Genomic DNA, 15,572 nt, shown 5'->3' on the forward strand with positions numbered 1-15,572 from the left:
CTTCAGCTAAAAAATTGAAGTAAATGCGCTGGACATTAAAGCCCAAACCAGATCAGGAAAACGTAATAAAACTTTCAGAAGAACTGGGGGTGGGGAAACCTATTGCCTCTCTCTTGGTGCAGCGGGGAATAAGGACTTTTGAGGAAGCAAAAAAGTTCTTCCGTCCTTCACTAAAAGACCTTCACGATCCATATTTAATGCAGGATATGGACCTTGCCGTAGCTCGAATTGAAAAAGCCATTGCTTCCGAAGAAAACATTCTTGTGTACGGTGATTATGATGTGGATGGCACTACCAGCGTTGCTTTAATGTCTTCCTTTTTGCGGTCTTATTCTCCTTTTGTCGCAACTTATATTCCCGATCGTTACGATGAAGGCTATGGGGTTTCCTATAAAGGAATTGATTTTGCCGCAGATAACGACATCAGTCTTATTATTGCCCTGGACTGCGGAATAAAAGCCGTTGAAAAAGTCGCTTATGCCAGGGAAAAAGGCATCGACTTTATCATCTGTGATCATCACCGCCCCGGGAGTGAAATTCCGGCTGCTGTGGCAGTATTGGATCCCAAGCGGGAAGATTGTAATTATCCTTATAAGGAACTTTGCGGCTGCGGAGTGGGTTTTAAATTGATCCAGGCGCTCGCTGCAAACAGGGATTTAAAACTCGAAAACCTTCTGCCGTACCTGGATTTAGTGGCTACTGCTATTGGCGCAGACATTGTTCCCATTACCGGAGAGAACAGAATCTTGGCTTATCATGGGCTGCATGTAATTAATGTAGCACCAAGGATGGGTTTTAAAGCAATTCTGAAGCAGCTTAAAAAAGATACAATTACAATTACCGATGTGGTTTTTATCCTTGCTCCACGTATTAATGCTGCCGGAAGAATGAAGCACGGGCTGCATGCCGTGAATCTGCTAACGGAAGAAGATGAGGAAACAGCGATAAAATTTGCTTCAGAAATTGAAGAATATAATACCGACAGGCGTGATACCGATAAAACAATAACCGAAGAAGCGCTTGCACAAATTGAAGCCTCACAGGAGCAGGATCGCAATACAACGGTTGTTTATGACGAAAACTGGCATAAAGGAGTCATTGGTATTGTTGCTTCCAGGTTAACCGAAACCTATTACCGTCCTACCTTGGTTTTTACAAAAAGCGGCGAGAAACTTGCTGCTTCAGCACGTTCTGTAAAGGGTTTTGACGTTTATGATGCGCTGGAATCCTGTAAAGAACATATTGAGCAGTTTGGCGGACACAAATATGCCGCGGGACTCACTTTACTGGCTTCGGAATATGAGAATTTTAAGCTGAAGTTTGAGGAGGTAGTTTCCGAAACCATCGATAAAAACCTGCTTACCCCTGAAATTGCCATAGACGCCGAACTGGATTTAAAGGATATCACTCCAAAATTTTATCGCATTCTAAAGCAATTCGCTCCCTGCGGGCCGGGAAATATGTCTCCGGTTTTTATGACTCAGAACCTTCGGGATACCGGTTATGGCAAATGTGTAGGTGCAGACCAGAGTCATTTAAAATGCCAGGTAAAGCAGGAAGGAGATAGCCCTGTTTTTAATGTTATTGGCTTTGGCCTCGGCAATAAGTTTGACATTATAGCTAGGAATAGGGCTTTTAAAGCGGTTTATAGCATTGATGAAAATCAGTATAATGGGAATGTTTCACTACAGTTGAGACTTAAAGATATTTCCGAATAAGCTCACGCTATTTAGATTCAGTTTAAATAATTTTTTATCTTTGGAGAAAGCATTCAAAGATGGACGACGTAGATTTAATTTATCACAACAAATTCGGAATAGCTTTTAGGTGGAACAATTCTGAGCTTAAAGCCGATCCTAACAGGATTCAGATAATTTTTAAAGATATGGGCTTCTATCTTTTGCGTGAAGAAATCCTTCAGTTCTCGAGCAATATCAAACTGGCAGAAAAAAGATCCTGCAGTAATTGTCAAAACCCCGAAAACTGCAGAAATATCCTCCTGAGGTCTCCGCTTCAAAAGATGGATTTTACTGTGAGCAGTGAAGAATTGGAACAAATCTCAGAACTTATTGAAGGTACTCTGTTCCGGCTAAACTTACTTCATTACCTGGACGATATTTGTAAAAATTAGGGATTGGTTTCTTTTAGTTTGAAGTATTTTTATTTAATTGTTGTAGAGCATATAAAAACAACCAACTCAACGAACCTACTAAAATGAAGATTGCATTTCCACAGGATGATGAAGAGCTAATTCAGAAAATATTACAGGATTTAGATCAATATAAAATTGAAAGAAAAGAGGCGGATATTGGTGGCGGAGCTGACCTATGGGTCACCATTTTGATTGTAACCGCAACCGTATTTCTTTCAGGAAAGAAAATTAATGAGAATTTACATGCTTGGGTGGAAATTGGAAGAAAACTAAAAAAATTATTTAAACAAAAATATAAACCTCAAGCAATTGATAAGGAAGCAGCCATTGCACTTGCAGTTTCCATAATAAATGATAAAGCAAAAATTAAGAATATTGAATTATTAAGTTCTAAGGAAATAGTTGGAAATCATTAGAATACAAAAGGATTCAATTTAGAATTTTCTCCATATAATTACTATATTTTAACTTTTGAAGTTAATGATATTGAAAATTTCATATTCTGCATTAAGTCGAATGGGGAAATACGATTTAAAGATTATTTCGAAAATACGGAATGGAACTTTCAATACGACTGGAAAACCTTTGAGGATAGAGAAGATTATACTTCCTAATAAAACGATCTACAACATTGATGCTAAAAATGCTTAAACCAGTCTTGAATCGAAAGTCTTTGCTCGCTTGCAACGCGTGATTTTCCTGCTGACAATTAAGCTATCACTGTTTTATATGGTCGTTAAGTGCAATTTTAAAACGGACTTTATCCAAAACAAAATCGACATAACTTCCACAGCAATTGAAAAAGGAATTGCTTCAAAATTTAAAAAGCCGCAAACTAAAAAAGATTATTTGAATCTATAAAATAATAATAGTAACTTTTAAATTTTTCTATTGTGAGTCGTGGAGGTGCAAAATATAATGAACAGAGGAAAAAAAACAATTATCAGGTGTAAAGGAGGTAAAGATTACGTTTTAGTATCGCTGGATGAGTATAATTCACTAAAAGAAACTTTATACTTGTTAACTGGCAGAAACAGAGCAGTCTTATTAAAATCTATTGATGAGCTGGAATCCAGGTCAGATGTATGAAAAAATGGGCTTCCTCAATCCTAAAACTTCTCCAATTTCACTTCCTTCCCATCAAAAACAGCATAAGTATAGTAATTAATCCAGTCGCCGGTGTTGATGTATGTCGAATTATTATTTAACTCAAATTCTAGGGGCAAGTGTCGGTGCCCGAACAGAAAATAGTCATAGTGCTTTTTTTCCAGTTTTCGCCTGCAGTACTGAATAAGCCACTCTCTATCTTCTCCCAGGAATCCCTGATCTTCTTCACCTGAAATCATTTTATTTTTAATAGAAAAATACTGCGCAAGCGGTACGCCAAGATCGGGGTGGAGCCAGCGATAAAGCCATTTTGAAAGTGGATTGGTAAATACTTTTTTCATCCGTTTATAACCGTGATCTCCGGGACCTAGTCCGTCGCCATGCCCAACAAGGAACGTCTTATTGTTAAACTTAAACTCTTTGGGTTTATGAAAAACCGGAATATTCAGTTCTTCCTCAAAATAATTATTCATCCACAAGTCGTGGTTTCCTACGAAAAAATATACCGGAATTCCGCTGTCCTTAATTTCAGCAAGTTTGCCAAGGGTACGCACAAATCCTTTAGGAACTACGTGCTTGTATTCAAACCAGAAGTCAAAAAGATCGCCAAGTAAAAATATTGCAGCAGCGTCTTCTTTAATATCATCAAGCCACTGCACGAACTTCTTTTCACGTAACCGACTTTCTTTTTGAGTGGGCGCACCAAGATGGTTGTCGCTGGAAAAGTACACTTTTTTGCCTTCAGGAATAGTCATAAAATCAATTCTGGATGTAAAGATAATATTTTAAGCAAAAGACCTCACAGGTTTTAAAAACCTGTGAGGTCTGGGTTACTTTTTGAGGTTTAACCCTTCCGTCCTGGTCTTCTGCCGAAGATTAGGCTACCTTCCCTTTAAAAAAGGGAAGGAACTGTCATGTTTGTTTTTTAAGCTCCCCTCCTTTAAGGAGGGGTGGCCGCAGGCCGGGGTGGTTGCGCAAAGGATAGCAGCGGTTAGCTCCCGGTGCACTTTTTTGTGCGGCGGGACTAAGAGCGAATAGCCCGACCCTTTAGGGTTGCGCCCTACTTATTATCACTCGCATACCACTCGGCAAACGAAGTTTCGGTTTCCTGAAGTTTTAACGAATGTAAATGAATATGAGAGGGCAGGTGTTTCTGAATTTTCGCTGCAAAATCGATAACCATATTTTCACTGGTTGGCTGATAATCTACCAAAATTACGTGATGGTCCCGGTTCTGAAGTTCTTTTGCCAGCTCGAGGTGCGGCGTATTTTTGTTGAAAACCGTGGCGTGGTCAAACTGATCTACAATTTCTGACTTCACAATTTTTTTAAGGTCGCCAAAATCGATTACCATTCCAAATTTCACATTTTCAGCGTCTGTAATCGGCTCGCCCATAACCGTAACACTCAATTTATAACTATGGCCGTGAACATTCCGGCATTTGCCGTCGTAGCCGTAAAGGGCATGGCCGGTTTCGAAAGAAAATTGCTTGGTAATCCTTATCTTGCTCATGGCATCTCGATTTTGCTGCAAAGATAAAAGATTTTCAACGCATAAATTTTTTATACAGGCAATCATTTTCTACTTTATATTTGGCAAATTTTTTCACTATGGAAGGAGCATTAGAAGAGTTATATGAGCAGCTGGAGTTTCGGGAGAATCCGCTGTACGAGAAGATCATTTCCGATCTATTAGAGAACCAGTACTCGATTGTCGATTCTTTTTTTGACGAAGATGAAGTGGAGGCGCTACGCAATTCCCTTCTGAATAAATATACCGAAGACAATTTTAAAAAAGCGGCTATTGGTAACAGGACCAACGAAGTTATCGCGAAGTCGGTACGCGGGGATTTTATCTTATGGATTAACGAAGCTGAAGCGGGCGATGCAGAAAAGCTTTTTTTCAATAAAATTAATTCTCTTGTAGATTACCTGAATAAAACCTGTTTCCTCGGAATTCTTACAAAAGAATTTCACTATGCGCTCTATCCTGAAGGGACTTTTTATAAACGGCACCTGGACACTTTTCAGAACGACGGGCGCAGGAAACTTTCTATGGTTTGCTATCTTAACCAAGAAGACTGGAAGCCTGAAAACGGGGGTGAGCTGGTGATCTATAAGGATGAAAATGGAATTGAAACTTCAAACAGTATTTTTCCTTTTCCCGGGCGTATGGTGATATTTGAAAGTCAGGTGCTCGAGCATGAGGTAAAACCTGTAAAACAGGAACGGCTGAGCATTACGGGCTGGTTAAAAACCCGCTAGCTATTTTTTGAACTTTTTATATAGCACAACAACTATAAGCAAAATGGCCAGTAAGAGCCAAAATCCATAACCACTAAGAAAACTAAGGATTTCCCAGGCTTCTCCGTCGGGGGTCTCTTGTTGCATCATCTTTCATGTCTTTTGCGCCAGCTATAACGCGCGTAAAAAAAAATGCCCAAAAGAAAGATTATCGCTACCAGGTACATCCAGTTCCCTTCGATAAATTCCCACAGGCTGTAACCCCACATTTGGTCTTCAGAAGGATTGCGGTCCTGTGGTAAGTGTTGTTGTAGTGCCATAACAAAGTTCAAAGTTCAAAGTTCAAAGTTCAAAGTTCAAAGTTCAAAGTTCAAAGTTCAAACTAATTTGAAAAGGTAGGATGTTTATTTTATATATCCACTGGCAGTAAGAAAACTTTAATGTTTTCAATTTCCAGTTGATTTCTGAATGTTATTTCGCAGAACATCTATTTCCTGAACTTTGACAAAGCTTCCCGTGTAAAGTCTGAAAGTACTAATTCTCCTGAAACAGCAGCTCTCTCCTCCAGCAAATTACCCCAGTCGGCAGTATTTTTCCATAGAATCCGCTTCATTTCCTGTAGGGCCTGCGGATTATAAGAAGCTAGCTTTTCAGAAAAAATTTCTATTTCCTTGTCCAGATCTTTAATCGATTCAAAAACCTTGGCATAAAGTCCTTTTTCCTTTGCCCAATAGGCATTTTTCCACTCATGTGCAGCCAGCGTTAACTCGCCCAAAGCGGCAACTCCCATTTTTCTTTCCACTGCCGGGGCAATTACAAAAGGACCAATTCCTATACTTAATTCAGAAAGTTTTATTGCCGCGGCATCTGTAGCCATGGCATAATCACAAGCGGCTACCAAACCGACTCCTCCGCCAACCGTTTTTCCCTGCACTCTACCTATAATAAGCTTTTTACATGTTCTCATTGCATTAATTACATTTGCAAAGCCGGAGAAAAATTCCTTTCCGGATTCCCGGTTTTCAATCTCCATAAGTTCATCAAAAGAAGCACCGGCACAAAAAGCTTTTTCACCTTCAGATTTAAGGATAATCAGGTTTACAGAATCATCTTCAGAAAGTCGGTTAATTTCTTTTTCCAGTCTTTTCAGAAGTTCAGAGGGAAAGGAATTACTCGCAGGATGTCCAAATTCCAGGGTGGCAATTTTGTTTTCAACATTAGTATATAAACTTCCGTTTTCGCGTGTGGTTGTCATTGTTTGCTTTGGTTTTACTCAAATTTACGTTTTTGTTCGGAGTTTGTAGTTCGGGGTTCGTCGAATTCTTCACTTATGCAGGTCGATAATTGGCATTTTTGGATGCTCTTTTAATGGAGAGAGAAAAGACTTTAGCTATTCGTGATTTAGAGTTTTTTAATTCATAGTATTCCCAGCTGAAGGGTCTAAGACTAACCCTGAAATATGCCCGATCGACAGAAGATATTATCTACAAACCATGAACAATAGACGATGAACTTTATAGTATTTAAACTTCTTTATCTAAATATTTTCTTCGGAATTGGATTACCAATGCGCTGCTCCTAATCAGCATCCATACGAAAAAAGCCATCCAGATCGCATGCAATTTTAGTCCGAAATAGTCTGAAATGAGCAGGGTAGGAGTAAATCCGAGGAAAGTGGCAACTAAAAGAACATTCCGAAGATATTTTGCTTCACCCAGCCCTTTAAAAATTCCGTCGAACATAAAAGCAATGGCATTTACAGGTTGCATCAGCAATACGATCCAAAAAACTGAAGAAAATAAGGCAAGTACAGTGGCTTCCTTATTAAAAAGTAAACCTATTTCGTCGTAAAAAATTCCGCAGATTCCCATTAAAATAAGTGCGATAAGAACGGCATAAAGGCTGATCTTTTTACTCAATTCCCATAAATTTTTATAATCCCGGGCGCCAAGTAAACGACCGCCAATGGCATTTCCGGCATTTGCGTATCCATCAATAAAAAAACTGAAAAATAACCAGATATTCATCAAAATACTCTGCGCCGCGATATAACTTTTTCCATAATCTGTAGCGTAGGCGTTCGCCAGGTAAATGGCAAAATTTAGTGCAGCGGTTCGCACAAAAAGATTTGCTGCCATTAACAACAACGGCCTCATTTGCGGATTAATGTTAAAACTTAGCTTGAAATGAAAAGGGGTTTTCTTAAAGAAAAACCACAGCGCCATAATCAGCATTGTACCCTGGGCGGCGAGGCTGGCAAAAGCAGCACCTTCCAGGTGCATCGCAGGAATATAACCTTCAACTCCGTACACCAGCAGATAATCCAGCGCCACATTAACTACGGCACCGGTAAGGCTGCATTTCATTGCCCAAAGCGTATTTTGAAGACCCCGAAAAACCCCAAATATCGCAAAAGTAACCAGCGTTAAAGGATAACCCAGCGCTCTAATCTGGTAATAATTTTCAGAATATTGTAAAATAAGACCTTCGGCATTATAAGCGCTAAAAATAGCTTCAGCAAAAAAGGCGGTAACGGCATAAATAACGAGACTGAAAATAAGATTAAAGCCAATGGCCTGTGGAATAAGCGTTTTTACGGCATGTAGTCTATTGGCACCAAGATGCTGAGATACTATTGCTGAAATTGCTGTTTTCGTTTGCGCAACAATCCAGATAATCGCAGAGAGGAAGGAGCCTACAATTCCCGCTGCGGCCAGGGCCTCTACAGAATTTTCTTCCACATTGCCAATCACCGCAATGTCTGTGAGCGAAATAAGCGGCTCTGCAATTCCTGCAATTATCGCCGGAATTGCGATTTTGTTGATGTTCCTAAAACTTACCGAAGTCGCCACTGTGAAAAATTAAGCTGCAAAGATAAATATCTGCTGCTGTTTTAGGCTTGCTTTTTAAGACTAAGGCCGAAAATTGCCATTTTAGAGCGCCAGTTCATAATAAAAGAAAAATTTCTGGTTTAGCTGGTTTATACTGAAGGTATCCAGCCTCACCGACTCATAATTGTGCTTCCGGCATGATTTTCAGCAAAAACCATCAGCGATTTTCCCATTATGCAGCGTCAATTGGCAGGGGTTGTCACCAGACTGTGGATATAGAGCTTGTTTCTGCTTTCGTTAGTCATTTAACAAGAATATTTTCTTTGTCCATAAAATTGGTCAAAACCAATGATGCTTTCAATTTGGCAATTTTCGACCTTAGGTAAAATCCTGCTTTTAAATTTCTTTTGAAATTCGTTCACCGGGATAATGCTTATTCCACTGGTAAAATTTCCTTTTGCTGCCTAGCCGCAGCGCAAGTTTCCGTTAGCTGCCTTATCTGCTCAAGATCTTTTTCCTTAGCAAGTGCGATCATCTAAAATTCGGAAAATAAAAGATTTAGTTATTTAAAGAAAATTATTACATTTGCGGCACACGGGGGATTAGCTCAGCTGGCTAGAGCGTTTGGCTGGCAGCCAAAAGGTCATCGGTTCGACTCCGATATTCTCCACAAAAACCACTGCATTTGCAGTGGTTTTTAGCTTTTATATTCTTTCCTAGTCTCCGTAGGCATCTATTAGATCCTGATCGTCGGTTTCCATAAATTCTAAAGTATTGTTCAGAACATACTTAAAATCCTTTGAAAAATCTTCCTCTTCCCAGGGATGCTTCATTCCAAAAACATGATCTGCATTTTCCACTAGTAGTAATTTCGAAGTTGGACTCCATTCAAAAAGATTACCAGCATCTGCTATAGAAACACTGGTGTCGCTACTACCATGCACAACAAGATGTGGAATTTCCAGTTTTTTTGCCGCTTTTTGAATATTCAGTCGTTCTTCATTTTCTTTAAAATTTCGGTAAAACTGAAAATGATGCGGGAGTTGCTGTTTAGTTCTGGTGTTGGTAATATATCGAACACCTTTCTTCTGCCACGCTTCAAGTTCTTTTTCTTTAGGAAACCTTGATCCAAAGTCGCTTATAGATGCAAAGGTGATAAGATTGGTAATCCTTTTTTCTTCCGCAGCTTTTATTATAGTAATTCCTCCACCCCTGGAATGTCCTATTAAATTAATATCGGAAACATCCAGGTGCCCAAGATGTTTAAAGTCGGGTAGTAGCAAGTAATCAATGACAGACTGTAAATCATCAAGTTCTTTGGTGAAATTATTATCACCAAAGGCCTCAATATTTAGAAATTCTGTTGGGTTATCTGGTGTAGTTCCATTATGAGAGAAGTTAAACTTCACGAAAAAATAACCTTTACGGGCAAACCATTCTGCCATTAAATTCCAGCCACCCCAGTCTTTAAAGCCTTTGTAGCCATGACAAAATATTACAATGGGCTTTGGTTTTTCTTCAGATTCAAAGAACAAATCGGCAACAATGGGTTTACCATGTTTTCCTTCTATAATCAGATTTTTTTTAATCTCCATTTTTTCTTTTTAGGCAGAAGTTTGTACTAAAAACTTCCGTAGGATTTCTTGATTTCTTTTTCCGTGAAAGGTACTTCAGGATTACAGATTTCCACAATTAATTTGTTCAATTCTATCTTAAAAGATTCGATAATATCCTTATTTATTTCATATTTTTTAGCACTTCGCTGGTTCGGAGTTTCTTTTTTGCAAAATTTAAGAAATCCTCCCTTCAGATTTTTAAAGGAAATTATTCCGGCTTCCACAGGCTGTTCTAACCTTTTAGTTTGGTTTATCATTGTTGCATAAGTCAATACCTGGAAACTTTTACTGTATTTATCATAATCTGTAGCAATGGCTTCCCAGTCGAAAATTTCAATTTTATTTTGTTCTACTTTTCCGGTTTTATAATCTATAATTCGGGTAATCCCGTTCGTCTTTTCTACCCTGTCCACTTTTCCGCGGATATAAACAGGAAAATCAAGTTCTGGGATATGTAGAGGAGCTTTTAGATTGTTTTCTATCTGAAGGATTTGGATTTCATCTCCTCTTTTCAAACGTTTCTTTTCATATTTCAGAAAATTAAGAAGATACCGTTTTGCTACCTCGAAAATGAGCAAATTCTGACCACGGTCCATAGGTGCGCGTGTATACGATTTTTCAAACTGAAGTTTAATTTCGCTATCGACCCGCTTTATAAAAGTTTCAATAATTTCTTCGGAAATCAACTGATTTTCATACGGCTCGTAAAACTCCTGAAGTGTATCGTGTACCACGGTACCGAGCGTGTTGTAAGCCACAGTTTCTTCTACTTCTTCCTGCTCCTTTATCCCCAGAACGTACTGGTGGTAAAAATCTAGCGGATTCCTGATGTAAGTCGTTAATGCTGAAGGGGAAAAACCCGAAGCTGCCAGAGATTTAATTTTCGCTATGATCTCAGGAGTTTTACTTATTTCCTGAAGCTGCTTTGGATTTGCCCCGACTTTAGGCGCAATGGATTTTTTAATAATATGATGTTTGGACTGTTTTTCTATTTGCAGCTGCGTCAAAAAACGGCTCTTTTCACCGGCATTTAATCCGCTGCTTTCCGTGTTGTACAGCAGCGTCACCTTTTTTGCCCTCTGCAATAACCTGTAGAAGTGATAGGTGTAAACCGCATCTTTCTCTCTGTAAGTCGGCAGTTTATAAGCTTTTTTAAGATCGTACGGAATAAAAGAATTACTTGATTTACCTGAAGGTAACACGCCTTCATTCACTGAAGTAATTATTACATTTTCAAAATCCAGGGCTCTCGATTCCAACATCCCCATTAATTGTAGTCCGTTAAACGGTCGCCCCTGGAAATCGAGACTTTGAGTACTCATAATTTCCCTAAAGAAGCCGTGTAAGGATTTGATAGTTTTTATATGAGGATAGGAGGTATTCAGATTTTCGAGTTTATTAAACAGGACGTGGTAATGGTAAAGAAATTCCAGCCCCAGGTTGTTTTCTGTGGTTCTGAGATGCATTTTTACTTCAGAAATAATATTCTGTAAGTTTTGCAGCGCCAGCTTTGGAGCATCCTGCCAGTCTGTAAAGCAATAAGTAATCAGGTTTTTAAGATCTTCAGGGAAAAAAGAAATTAGTTTTACGGGCTTTAGGTAAACTATGTTTTCTTTACTGATTTTTGCTGTTACCTTTGCAGAATGTAGATTTAAAATAGGGGTGATTGCAGGATGATTAATTATAGAAATCACATCCTTGTAATAATATTCCTTTTCCTTGTTAAGGTGAATATGAAAGAGCTTTTCAAAGAAGGAAGTTATTGGAGCATTTTTGAGAGGGAAACCCATCGTGATGTTAAGTGCTGAAATATGGGGCGGCAGGCTGTTTAAAACCGGAAGTAGTAAATCTTCTTCCCCCAATACAACCGCTGTTTTCTCCAGTTCAGACTGGTTCATATTTGCCAAAATTTCACCTAAATATTTTGCCTGGCCTATGTTTTTTGGAACACCTGCAATTTCAATAGTTTTCTTGCCGGCGTATTCTTCTGTTCTTAAAGGAAGGGAATGGGATTGATAATAGGGCCATTTTTCAAGGTATTCTCTTATAAATAGAGAAGCACCGTGCTCACGGTCTTGAAGAAAAATTTCATCCATATCCCAAAACACTTCAGCAGTAGTATTTTCCAGCATGTACTGGAATATTTTTTCTTCCGCAGCATTTAGGGCATTAAAGCCAATGAAAACATGTTTTTGTAAGTTTTCCAGGGTATACTCTGGAATCTTTTCCGCTGCTTCCCTGTATATTAAACCTTGATATCCCTGCTTTTTAGAGCGAAATTCATCTGAAAGCTTCTCATAAAATTCTGGTAATTTGTGCCAGAACTTCAGATAGTTTTTGATTAAATCTGTTTTCTCTTCCTGCAAAAACCAGTGTTTTTGATCTTGAATTTCTGAAAGATAATTGAAGAATGCACGGTGATCAATCAGGTAGCGATCTACTTCATTGAAATCATGGATGAGCGTTTGTGCCCAATTCATAAAGGTATCGAAATCTTCCTGTTCTTCTTTTGGAGTACACTCTTGGTATACTTCAAAGAACTCGAAAATTGAAATGGTATTGTCTACTGTTTTTAAACCCGAAATTTCTTCGGTAAACTCTTCAATACTGTAAATTTTTGGAGCGAAAATAGCTGTTTCGCTTAACCTGGAAAGTTCGTTAATCAGAAAAGCACCGGCCCTTTTGCTGGGAAGTACAAACGTTATTTCTGAAATATTTTCTTCGGAAGAAAGGAGCCTTTGAATTACGCGGCTTATAAATGATCTCATGCTACCAAAAATAAAAAACGCCCCGATTAATCGGGGCGTTTTTAGTAAAGAAAATTAATTCTATAAGTTACTACTTCTTAGTCTCTCATTTCTTTTTCTTCATCAAGAGAAATTTCAACTCTTCTGTTTTCCTGTCTTCCTGCAGAAGTACTGTTAGTAGCAATTGGTTGAGATTCCCCATAACCTTCAGAAGTTAATCTGGAAGATGAGATTCCTCTTTCTACAAGTGCTTCTCTTACAGATTCCGCTCGTTCTCTGGAAAGTTGCAAGTTGTAATCATCAGCTCCTGTACTATCTGTATGACCTCCAATGTGGAATACAGTGTTAGAATACTCTTCCATAATTTCAGCAATCTGATCTAATGCATCTTCAGATTCTGTACGGATTGTTGCTTTGTTAAGATCAAACAATACAGTATTTGAATACTCATTTAATTCAGAAACAACTTCAGCACTTGGCTCTGGACATCCATTATTTGCCATTGTACCAGCAACATCTGGACATTCATCTTCATCGTCAACTACTCCGTCATTATCTCTATCTTCATAAGGGCATCCATTATTATCGGCAGGACCAGCTTCGTTTGGACAATCATCTTCATTATCGGCAACTCCGTCACCATCAGAATCCGGGCATCCATTCATTGCAGCAGTACCAGCTTCATTAGGACATTCGTCTTGTGGATCTGCAACACCATCCCCGTCAGTATCAGGACATCCGTTAAACTGAGCTAAGCCAGCTTCATTGGGACATTCATCCATACGGTCTTCTATACCATCTCCGTCAGAATCTGGACAACCATTAAATTCTGGTAGTCCAGGAGTCTCAGGACATTCGTCATCTTTATCGTATATACCATCACCATCAGAATCAGTACCACCAAATATAAACTTAATACCGGCAGCATGTTGGAAATGCGATGCAGTTTCAGTTTCGAAAGAGTGCTTATAATTAGATTCAACAGTTAAAGCAACATTGTCTGAAAACCAGAAGTTAAATCCAAGTTTACCATTTAAAGTAGCACCATCAAAGCCTTGCAGATCATTGTCTGTATCACCAATCCAGTTATAACTACCACCAACACCAACTACAGGGTCGAACCAGCCATCATTAAGAAGGGCTCTAAGACTGTAATTAGCCATTAAATCTGCTGAATAATAAGAGAGATCGCCAATAGATCGTTCTCCAAATTGGTCAATTTGGTTTATAGATCCTCCAACCTCGGCTACAAACCCAGCGCCAATATAACGTCCTACTGTAAGTCTCGATACAGCAGGGAGAATATTCCAGTTATCTGTTTCAAAATAATCGTTGAACCACTCACCCTGTGGGGCATCCTGTCCAGTAGGATAAAAATCCACTGCATTTGTCTGGATACCTATAGACCAGGGATTGTTGGCATCCTGAGCATTAACCGAAGTAAGTCCGAGAACCAACATCGAAGCTAATAGGAATTTGCTAAAATGTTTCATATTCAATTGTTTAGTTTACATGTTATTGAAAACAAAAGTATACGCTTAAGGAACATTAACAAAGAAAGAAATAATAAAGTTTTCTTAATTAGCCCTTGAATAATGGCGGTTTCGTGAGGTTTTCTTCCCAAAAAAGAGCCAATTTTTTTCGTGCCTTCTATAAAAACTTTTCTAAATAATCTCCAGTTCTTTACCAACTTCAATAAAGGCTTTTACGGCTTTATCAAGATGTTCCTTTGTATGAGCAGCAGAGAGTTGAACCCTTATTCTAGCCTGTTCTTTTGGTACCACAGGATAAAAGAAGCCAATTACATAGATGCCTTTTTCCAGAAGTTTGTCTGCCATTTCCTGGGATAGCTTCGCATCATAAAGCATTACCGGAACGATTGCTGCCTCTCCATCTATAATATCAAATCCGGCATCTTTTATTCCTTTTTTAAAATATGCGGTGTTTTCTTTTAATTTACTGCGTAGGGAATCGTCTCTTTCCAGCATTTCAAAGACTTTAATAGAAGCTCCTACAATAGCTGGGGCAAGTGAATTAGAAAAAAGATAAGGTCTTGAACGTTGTCTAAGAAGTTCTACAATCTCTTTTTTTGCAGTCGTATACCCACCCATAGCGCCTCCAAGAGCTTTCCCAAGAGTTCCGGTGATAATATCAACTCGATTGAGTACATTTTTTTCTTCCAGGGTTCCTATTCCCATGTCACCAATAAAGCCCGTGGCGTGACAGTCGTCTATCATTACCAAAGCATCATATTTATCGGCGAAGTCACAAATTTTGTCCAGTGGAGCTACAAGGCCATCCATAGAGAAAACGCCATCGGTCACTATAATTTTAAATCGCGCTCCGTTTTCATTAGCTGCTTTTAACTGCTTCTCGAGATCTGCCATATCACTGTTTTGATAACGGTATCTGGCAGCTTTACATAAACGTACGCCGTCAATAATTGAAGCATGATTAAGGGAATCCGAAATTATCGCATCTTCCTTGGTAAGTAATGGTTCAAAAATCCCGCCGTTGGCATCAAAGGCCGCAGCATATAAAATTGTGTCTTCAGTTCCGTAGAAATCGGCGATCTTCTGCTCGAGTTCCTTATGGATATCCTGGGTTCCACATATAAAACGTACGCTGGACATTCCAAAACCATGTGAATCCATAGTGTCTTTGGCAGCCTGTATCACTTCTGGGTGCGAGGAAAGTCCGAGGTAATTATTGGCACAAAAATTTATCACTTCCTGCCCGGTGGAGATTTTTATCACGGCATCCTGCGGAGTGGTAATTATTCGTTCTTTTTTATAAAGTCCAGCCTCTTTAATGTCTTCAATTTCTTTCTCTAAATAATCTTTTATTTTTCCGTACATAGTCTTCTTTTTTGCAA

14 protein-coding genes and 1 tRNA gene are annotated in these 15,572 nt (G+C 38.9%); 5 read left to right on the forward strand and 10 right to left on the reverse strand.

The features are described 5' to 3' along the window. Positions 1-23 precede the first annotated feature (23 nt). From recJ to RM541_RS16030, 3 genes are all read left to right on the forward strand, one after another. Entirely contained in the window at positions 24-1,718 is a 1,695-nt protein-coding gene (recJ, locus tag RM541_RS16020; RefSeq protein ID WP_311501143.1) for a single-stranded-DNA-specific exonuclease RecJ, read from the forward strand. A gap of 59 nt (positions 1,719-1,777) precedes the next feature. Then, positions 1,778-2,131, forward strand: coding sequence for a hypothetical protein (locus tag RM541_RS16025; RefSeq protein ID WP_311501144.1), 354 nt, complete (start codon positions 1,778-1,780; stop codon positions 2,129-2,131). A gap of 83 nt (positions 2,132-2,214) precedes the next feature. Beyond that, positions 2,215-2,568 (forward strand): hypothetical protein, encoded by a 354-nt coding sequence (locus RM541_RS16030; protein ID WP_311501145.1) that lies wholly within the window; start codon positions 2,215-2,217, stop codon positions 2,566-2,568. A 693-nt stretch (positions 2,569-3,261) separates the two neighbouring features. On the opposite strand, the gene RM541_RS16040 is transcribed toward RM541_RS16030, so the two are convergent. Further along, the gene (locus RM541_RS16040) at positions 3,262-4,014 is read right to left on the reverse strand and encodes a UDP-2,3-diacylglucosamine diphosphatase (protein WP_311501147.1); all 753 of its coding nucleotides are present in this window, start codon (positions 4,012-4,014) and stop codon (positions 3,262-3,264) included. A 305-nt stretch (positions 4,015-4,319) separates the two neighbouring features. Beyond that, positions 4,320-4,772 carry a 6-pyruvoyl trahydropterin synthase family protein gene (locus RM541_RS16045; RefSeq protein WP_311501148.1) on the reverse strand — a complete coding sequence of 151 codons (453 nt, stop codon included), beginning with the start codon at positions 4,770-4,772 and terminating at the stop codon, positions 4,320-4,322. Positions 4,773-4,870: 98 nt separating this feature from the next. Here RM541_RS16045 and RM541_RS16050 point away from each other — a divergent pair, with 98 nt between their 5' ends. Continuing rightward, a complete protein-coding gene (locus RM541_RS16050) occupies positions 4,871-5,524 on the forward strand; it encodes a 2OG-Fe(II) oxygenase (protein WP_311501149.1) in 654 nt (217 codons plus the stop codon). Here the strand turns inward: RM541_RS16050 and RM541_RS16055 are convergent, their stop codons facing one another. The 4 genes from RM541_RS16055 to RM541_RS16070 all read right to left on the reverse strand — a co-directional run bounded on the left by RM541_RS16055 (position 5,525) and on the right by RM541_RS16070 (position 8,355). Further along, the gene (locus RM541_RS16055; protein WP_311501150.1) at positions 5,525-5,653 is read right to left on the reverse strand and encodes a hypothetical protein; all 129 of its coding nucleotides are present in this window, start codon (positions 5,651-5,653) and stop codon (positions 5,525-5,527) included. Beyond that, positions 5,650-5,823 carry a hypothetical protein gene (locus RM541_RS16060; protein ID WP_311501151.1) on the reverse strand — a complete coding sequence of 58 codons (174 nt, stop codon included), beginning with the start codon at positions 5,821-5,823 and terminating at the stop codon, positions 5,650-5,652. Before RM541_RS16060 ends, RM541_RS16055 begins: the two co-directional genes overlap by 4 nt. A gap of 167 nt (positions 5,824-5,990) precedes the next feature. Beyond that, entirely contained in the window at positions 5,991-6,758 is a 768-nt protein-coding gene (locus RM541_RS16065; protein ID WP_311501152.1) for an enoyl-CoA hydratase/isomerase family protein, read from the reverse strand. Positions 6,759-7,026: 268 nt separating this feature from the next. Next, positions 7,027-8,355 carry an MATE family efflux transporter gene (locus RM541_RS16070; RefSeq protein ID WP_311501153.1) on the reverse strand — a complete coding sequence of 443 codons (1,329 nt, stop codon included), beginning with the start codon at positions 8,353-8,355 and terminating at the stop codon, positions 7,027-7,029. 575 nt (positions 8,356-8,930) lie between these two features. Between RM541_RS16070 and RM541_RS16075 the strand changes: the two genes are divergently transcribed. Beyond that, positions 8,931-9,004, forward strand: a tRNA-Ala gene (locus RM541_RS16075). 46 nt (positions 9,005-9,050) lie between these two features. Here the strand turns inward: RM541_RS16075 and RM541_RS16080 are convergent. From RM541_RS16080 to kbl, 4 genes are all read right to left on the reverse strand, one after another. Continuing rightward, complete coding sequence (locus tag RM541_RS16080; protein WP_311501154.1) at positions 9,051-9,929, reverse strand: alpha/beta hydrolase family protein; 879 nt, start codon at positions 9,927-9,929, stop codon at positions 9,051-9,053. 26 nt (positions 9,930-9,955) lie between these two features. After that, the gene (locus RM541_RS16085) at positions 9,956-12,718 is read right to left on the reverse strand and encodes a PD-(D/E)XK nuclease family protein (RefSeq protein ID WP_311501155.1); all 2,763 of its coding nucleotides are present in this window, start codon (positions 12,716-12,718) and stop codon (positions 9,956-9,958) included. A gap of 77 nt (positions 12,719-12,795) precedes the next feature. Then, entirely contained in the window at positions 12,796-14,190 is a 1,395-nt protein-coding gene (locus RM541_RS16090; RefSeq protein ID WP_311501156.1) for an OmpA family protein, read from the reverse strand. A gap of 171 nt (positions 14,191-14,361) precedes the next feature. Further along, a complete protein-coding gene (kbl, locus tag RM541_RS16095; protein WP_311501157.1) occupies positions 14,362-15,555 on the reverse strand; it encodes a glycine C-acetyltransferase in 1,194 nt (397 codons plus the stop codon). Positions 15,556-15,572 lie beyond the last annotated feature (17 nt).

The sequence above is a fragment of the Autumnicola psychrophila genome, from assembly GCF_031846645.1.
Taxonomy (GTDB): Bacteria; Bacteroidota; Bacteroidia; order Flavobacteriales; family Flavobacteriaceae; genus Autumnicola; species Autumnicola psychrophila.

Excerpts from the sequence above, each read along its gene's own strand:
- recJ (WP_311501143.1), top strand. The coding sequence starts at position 24 with ATGCGCTGGACATTAAAGCCCAAACCAGATCAGGAAAACGTAATAAAA.
- RM541_RS16025 (WP_311501144.1), top strand. The coding sequence starts at position 1,778 with ATGGACGACGTAGATTTAATTTATCACAACAAATTCGGAATAGCTTTT.
- RM541_RS16030 (WP_311501145.1), top strand. The coding sequence starts at position 2,215 with ATGAAGATTGCATTTCCACAGGATGATGAAGAGCTAATTCAGAAAATA.
- RM541_RS16040 (WP_311501147.1), bottom strand. The coding sequence starts at position 4,014 with ATGACTATTCCTGAAGGCAAAAAAGTGTACTTTTCCAGCGACAACCAT.
- RM541_RS16045 (WP_311501148.1), bottom strand. The coding sequence starts at position 4,772 with ATGAGCAAGATAAGGATTACCAAGCAATTTTCTTTCGAAACCGGCCAT.
- RM541_RS16050 (WP_311501149.1), top strand. The coding sequence starts at position 4,871 with ATGGAAGGAGCATTAGAAGAGTTATATGAGCAGCTGGAGTTTCGGGAG.
- RM541_RS16055 (WP_311501150.1), bottom strand. The coding sequence starts at position 5,653 with ATGATGCAACAAGAGACCCCCGACGGAGAAGCCTGGGAAATCCTTAGT.
- RM541_RS16060 (WP_311501151.1), bottom strand. The coding sequence starts at position 5,823 with ATGGCACTACAACAACACTTACCACAGGACCGCAATCCTTCTGAAGAC.
- RM541_RS16065 (WP_311501152.1), bottom strand. The coding sequence starts at position 6,758 with ATGACAACCACACGCGAAAACGGAAGTTTATATACTAATGTTGAAAAC.
- RM541_RS16080 (WP_311501154.1), bottom strand. The coding sequence starts at position 9,929 with ATGGAGATTAAAAAAAATCTGATTATAGAAGGAAAACATGGTAAACCC.
- RM541_RS16085 (WP_311501155.1), bottom strand. The coding sequence starts at position 12,718 with ATGAGATCATTTATAAGCCGCGTAATTCAAAGGCTCCTTTCTTCCGAA.
- RM541_RS16090 (WP_311501156.1), bottom strand. The coding sequence starts at position 14,190 with ATGAAACATTTTAGCAAATTCCTATTAGCTTCGATGTTGGTTCTCGGA.
- kbl (WP_311501157.1), bottom strand. The coding sequence starts at position 15,555 with ATGTACGGAAAAATAAAAGATTATTTAGAGAAAGAAATTGAAGACATT.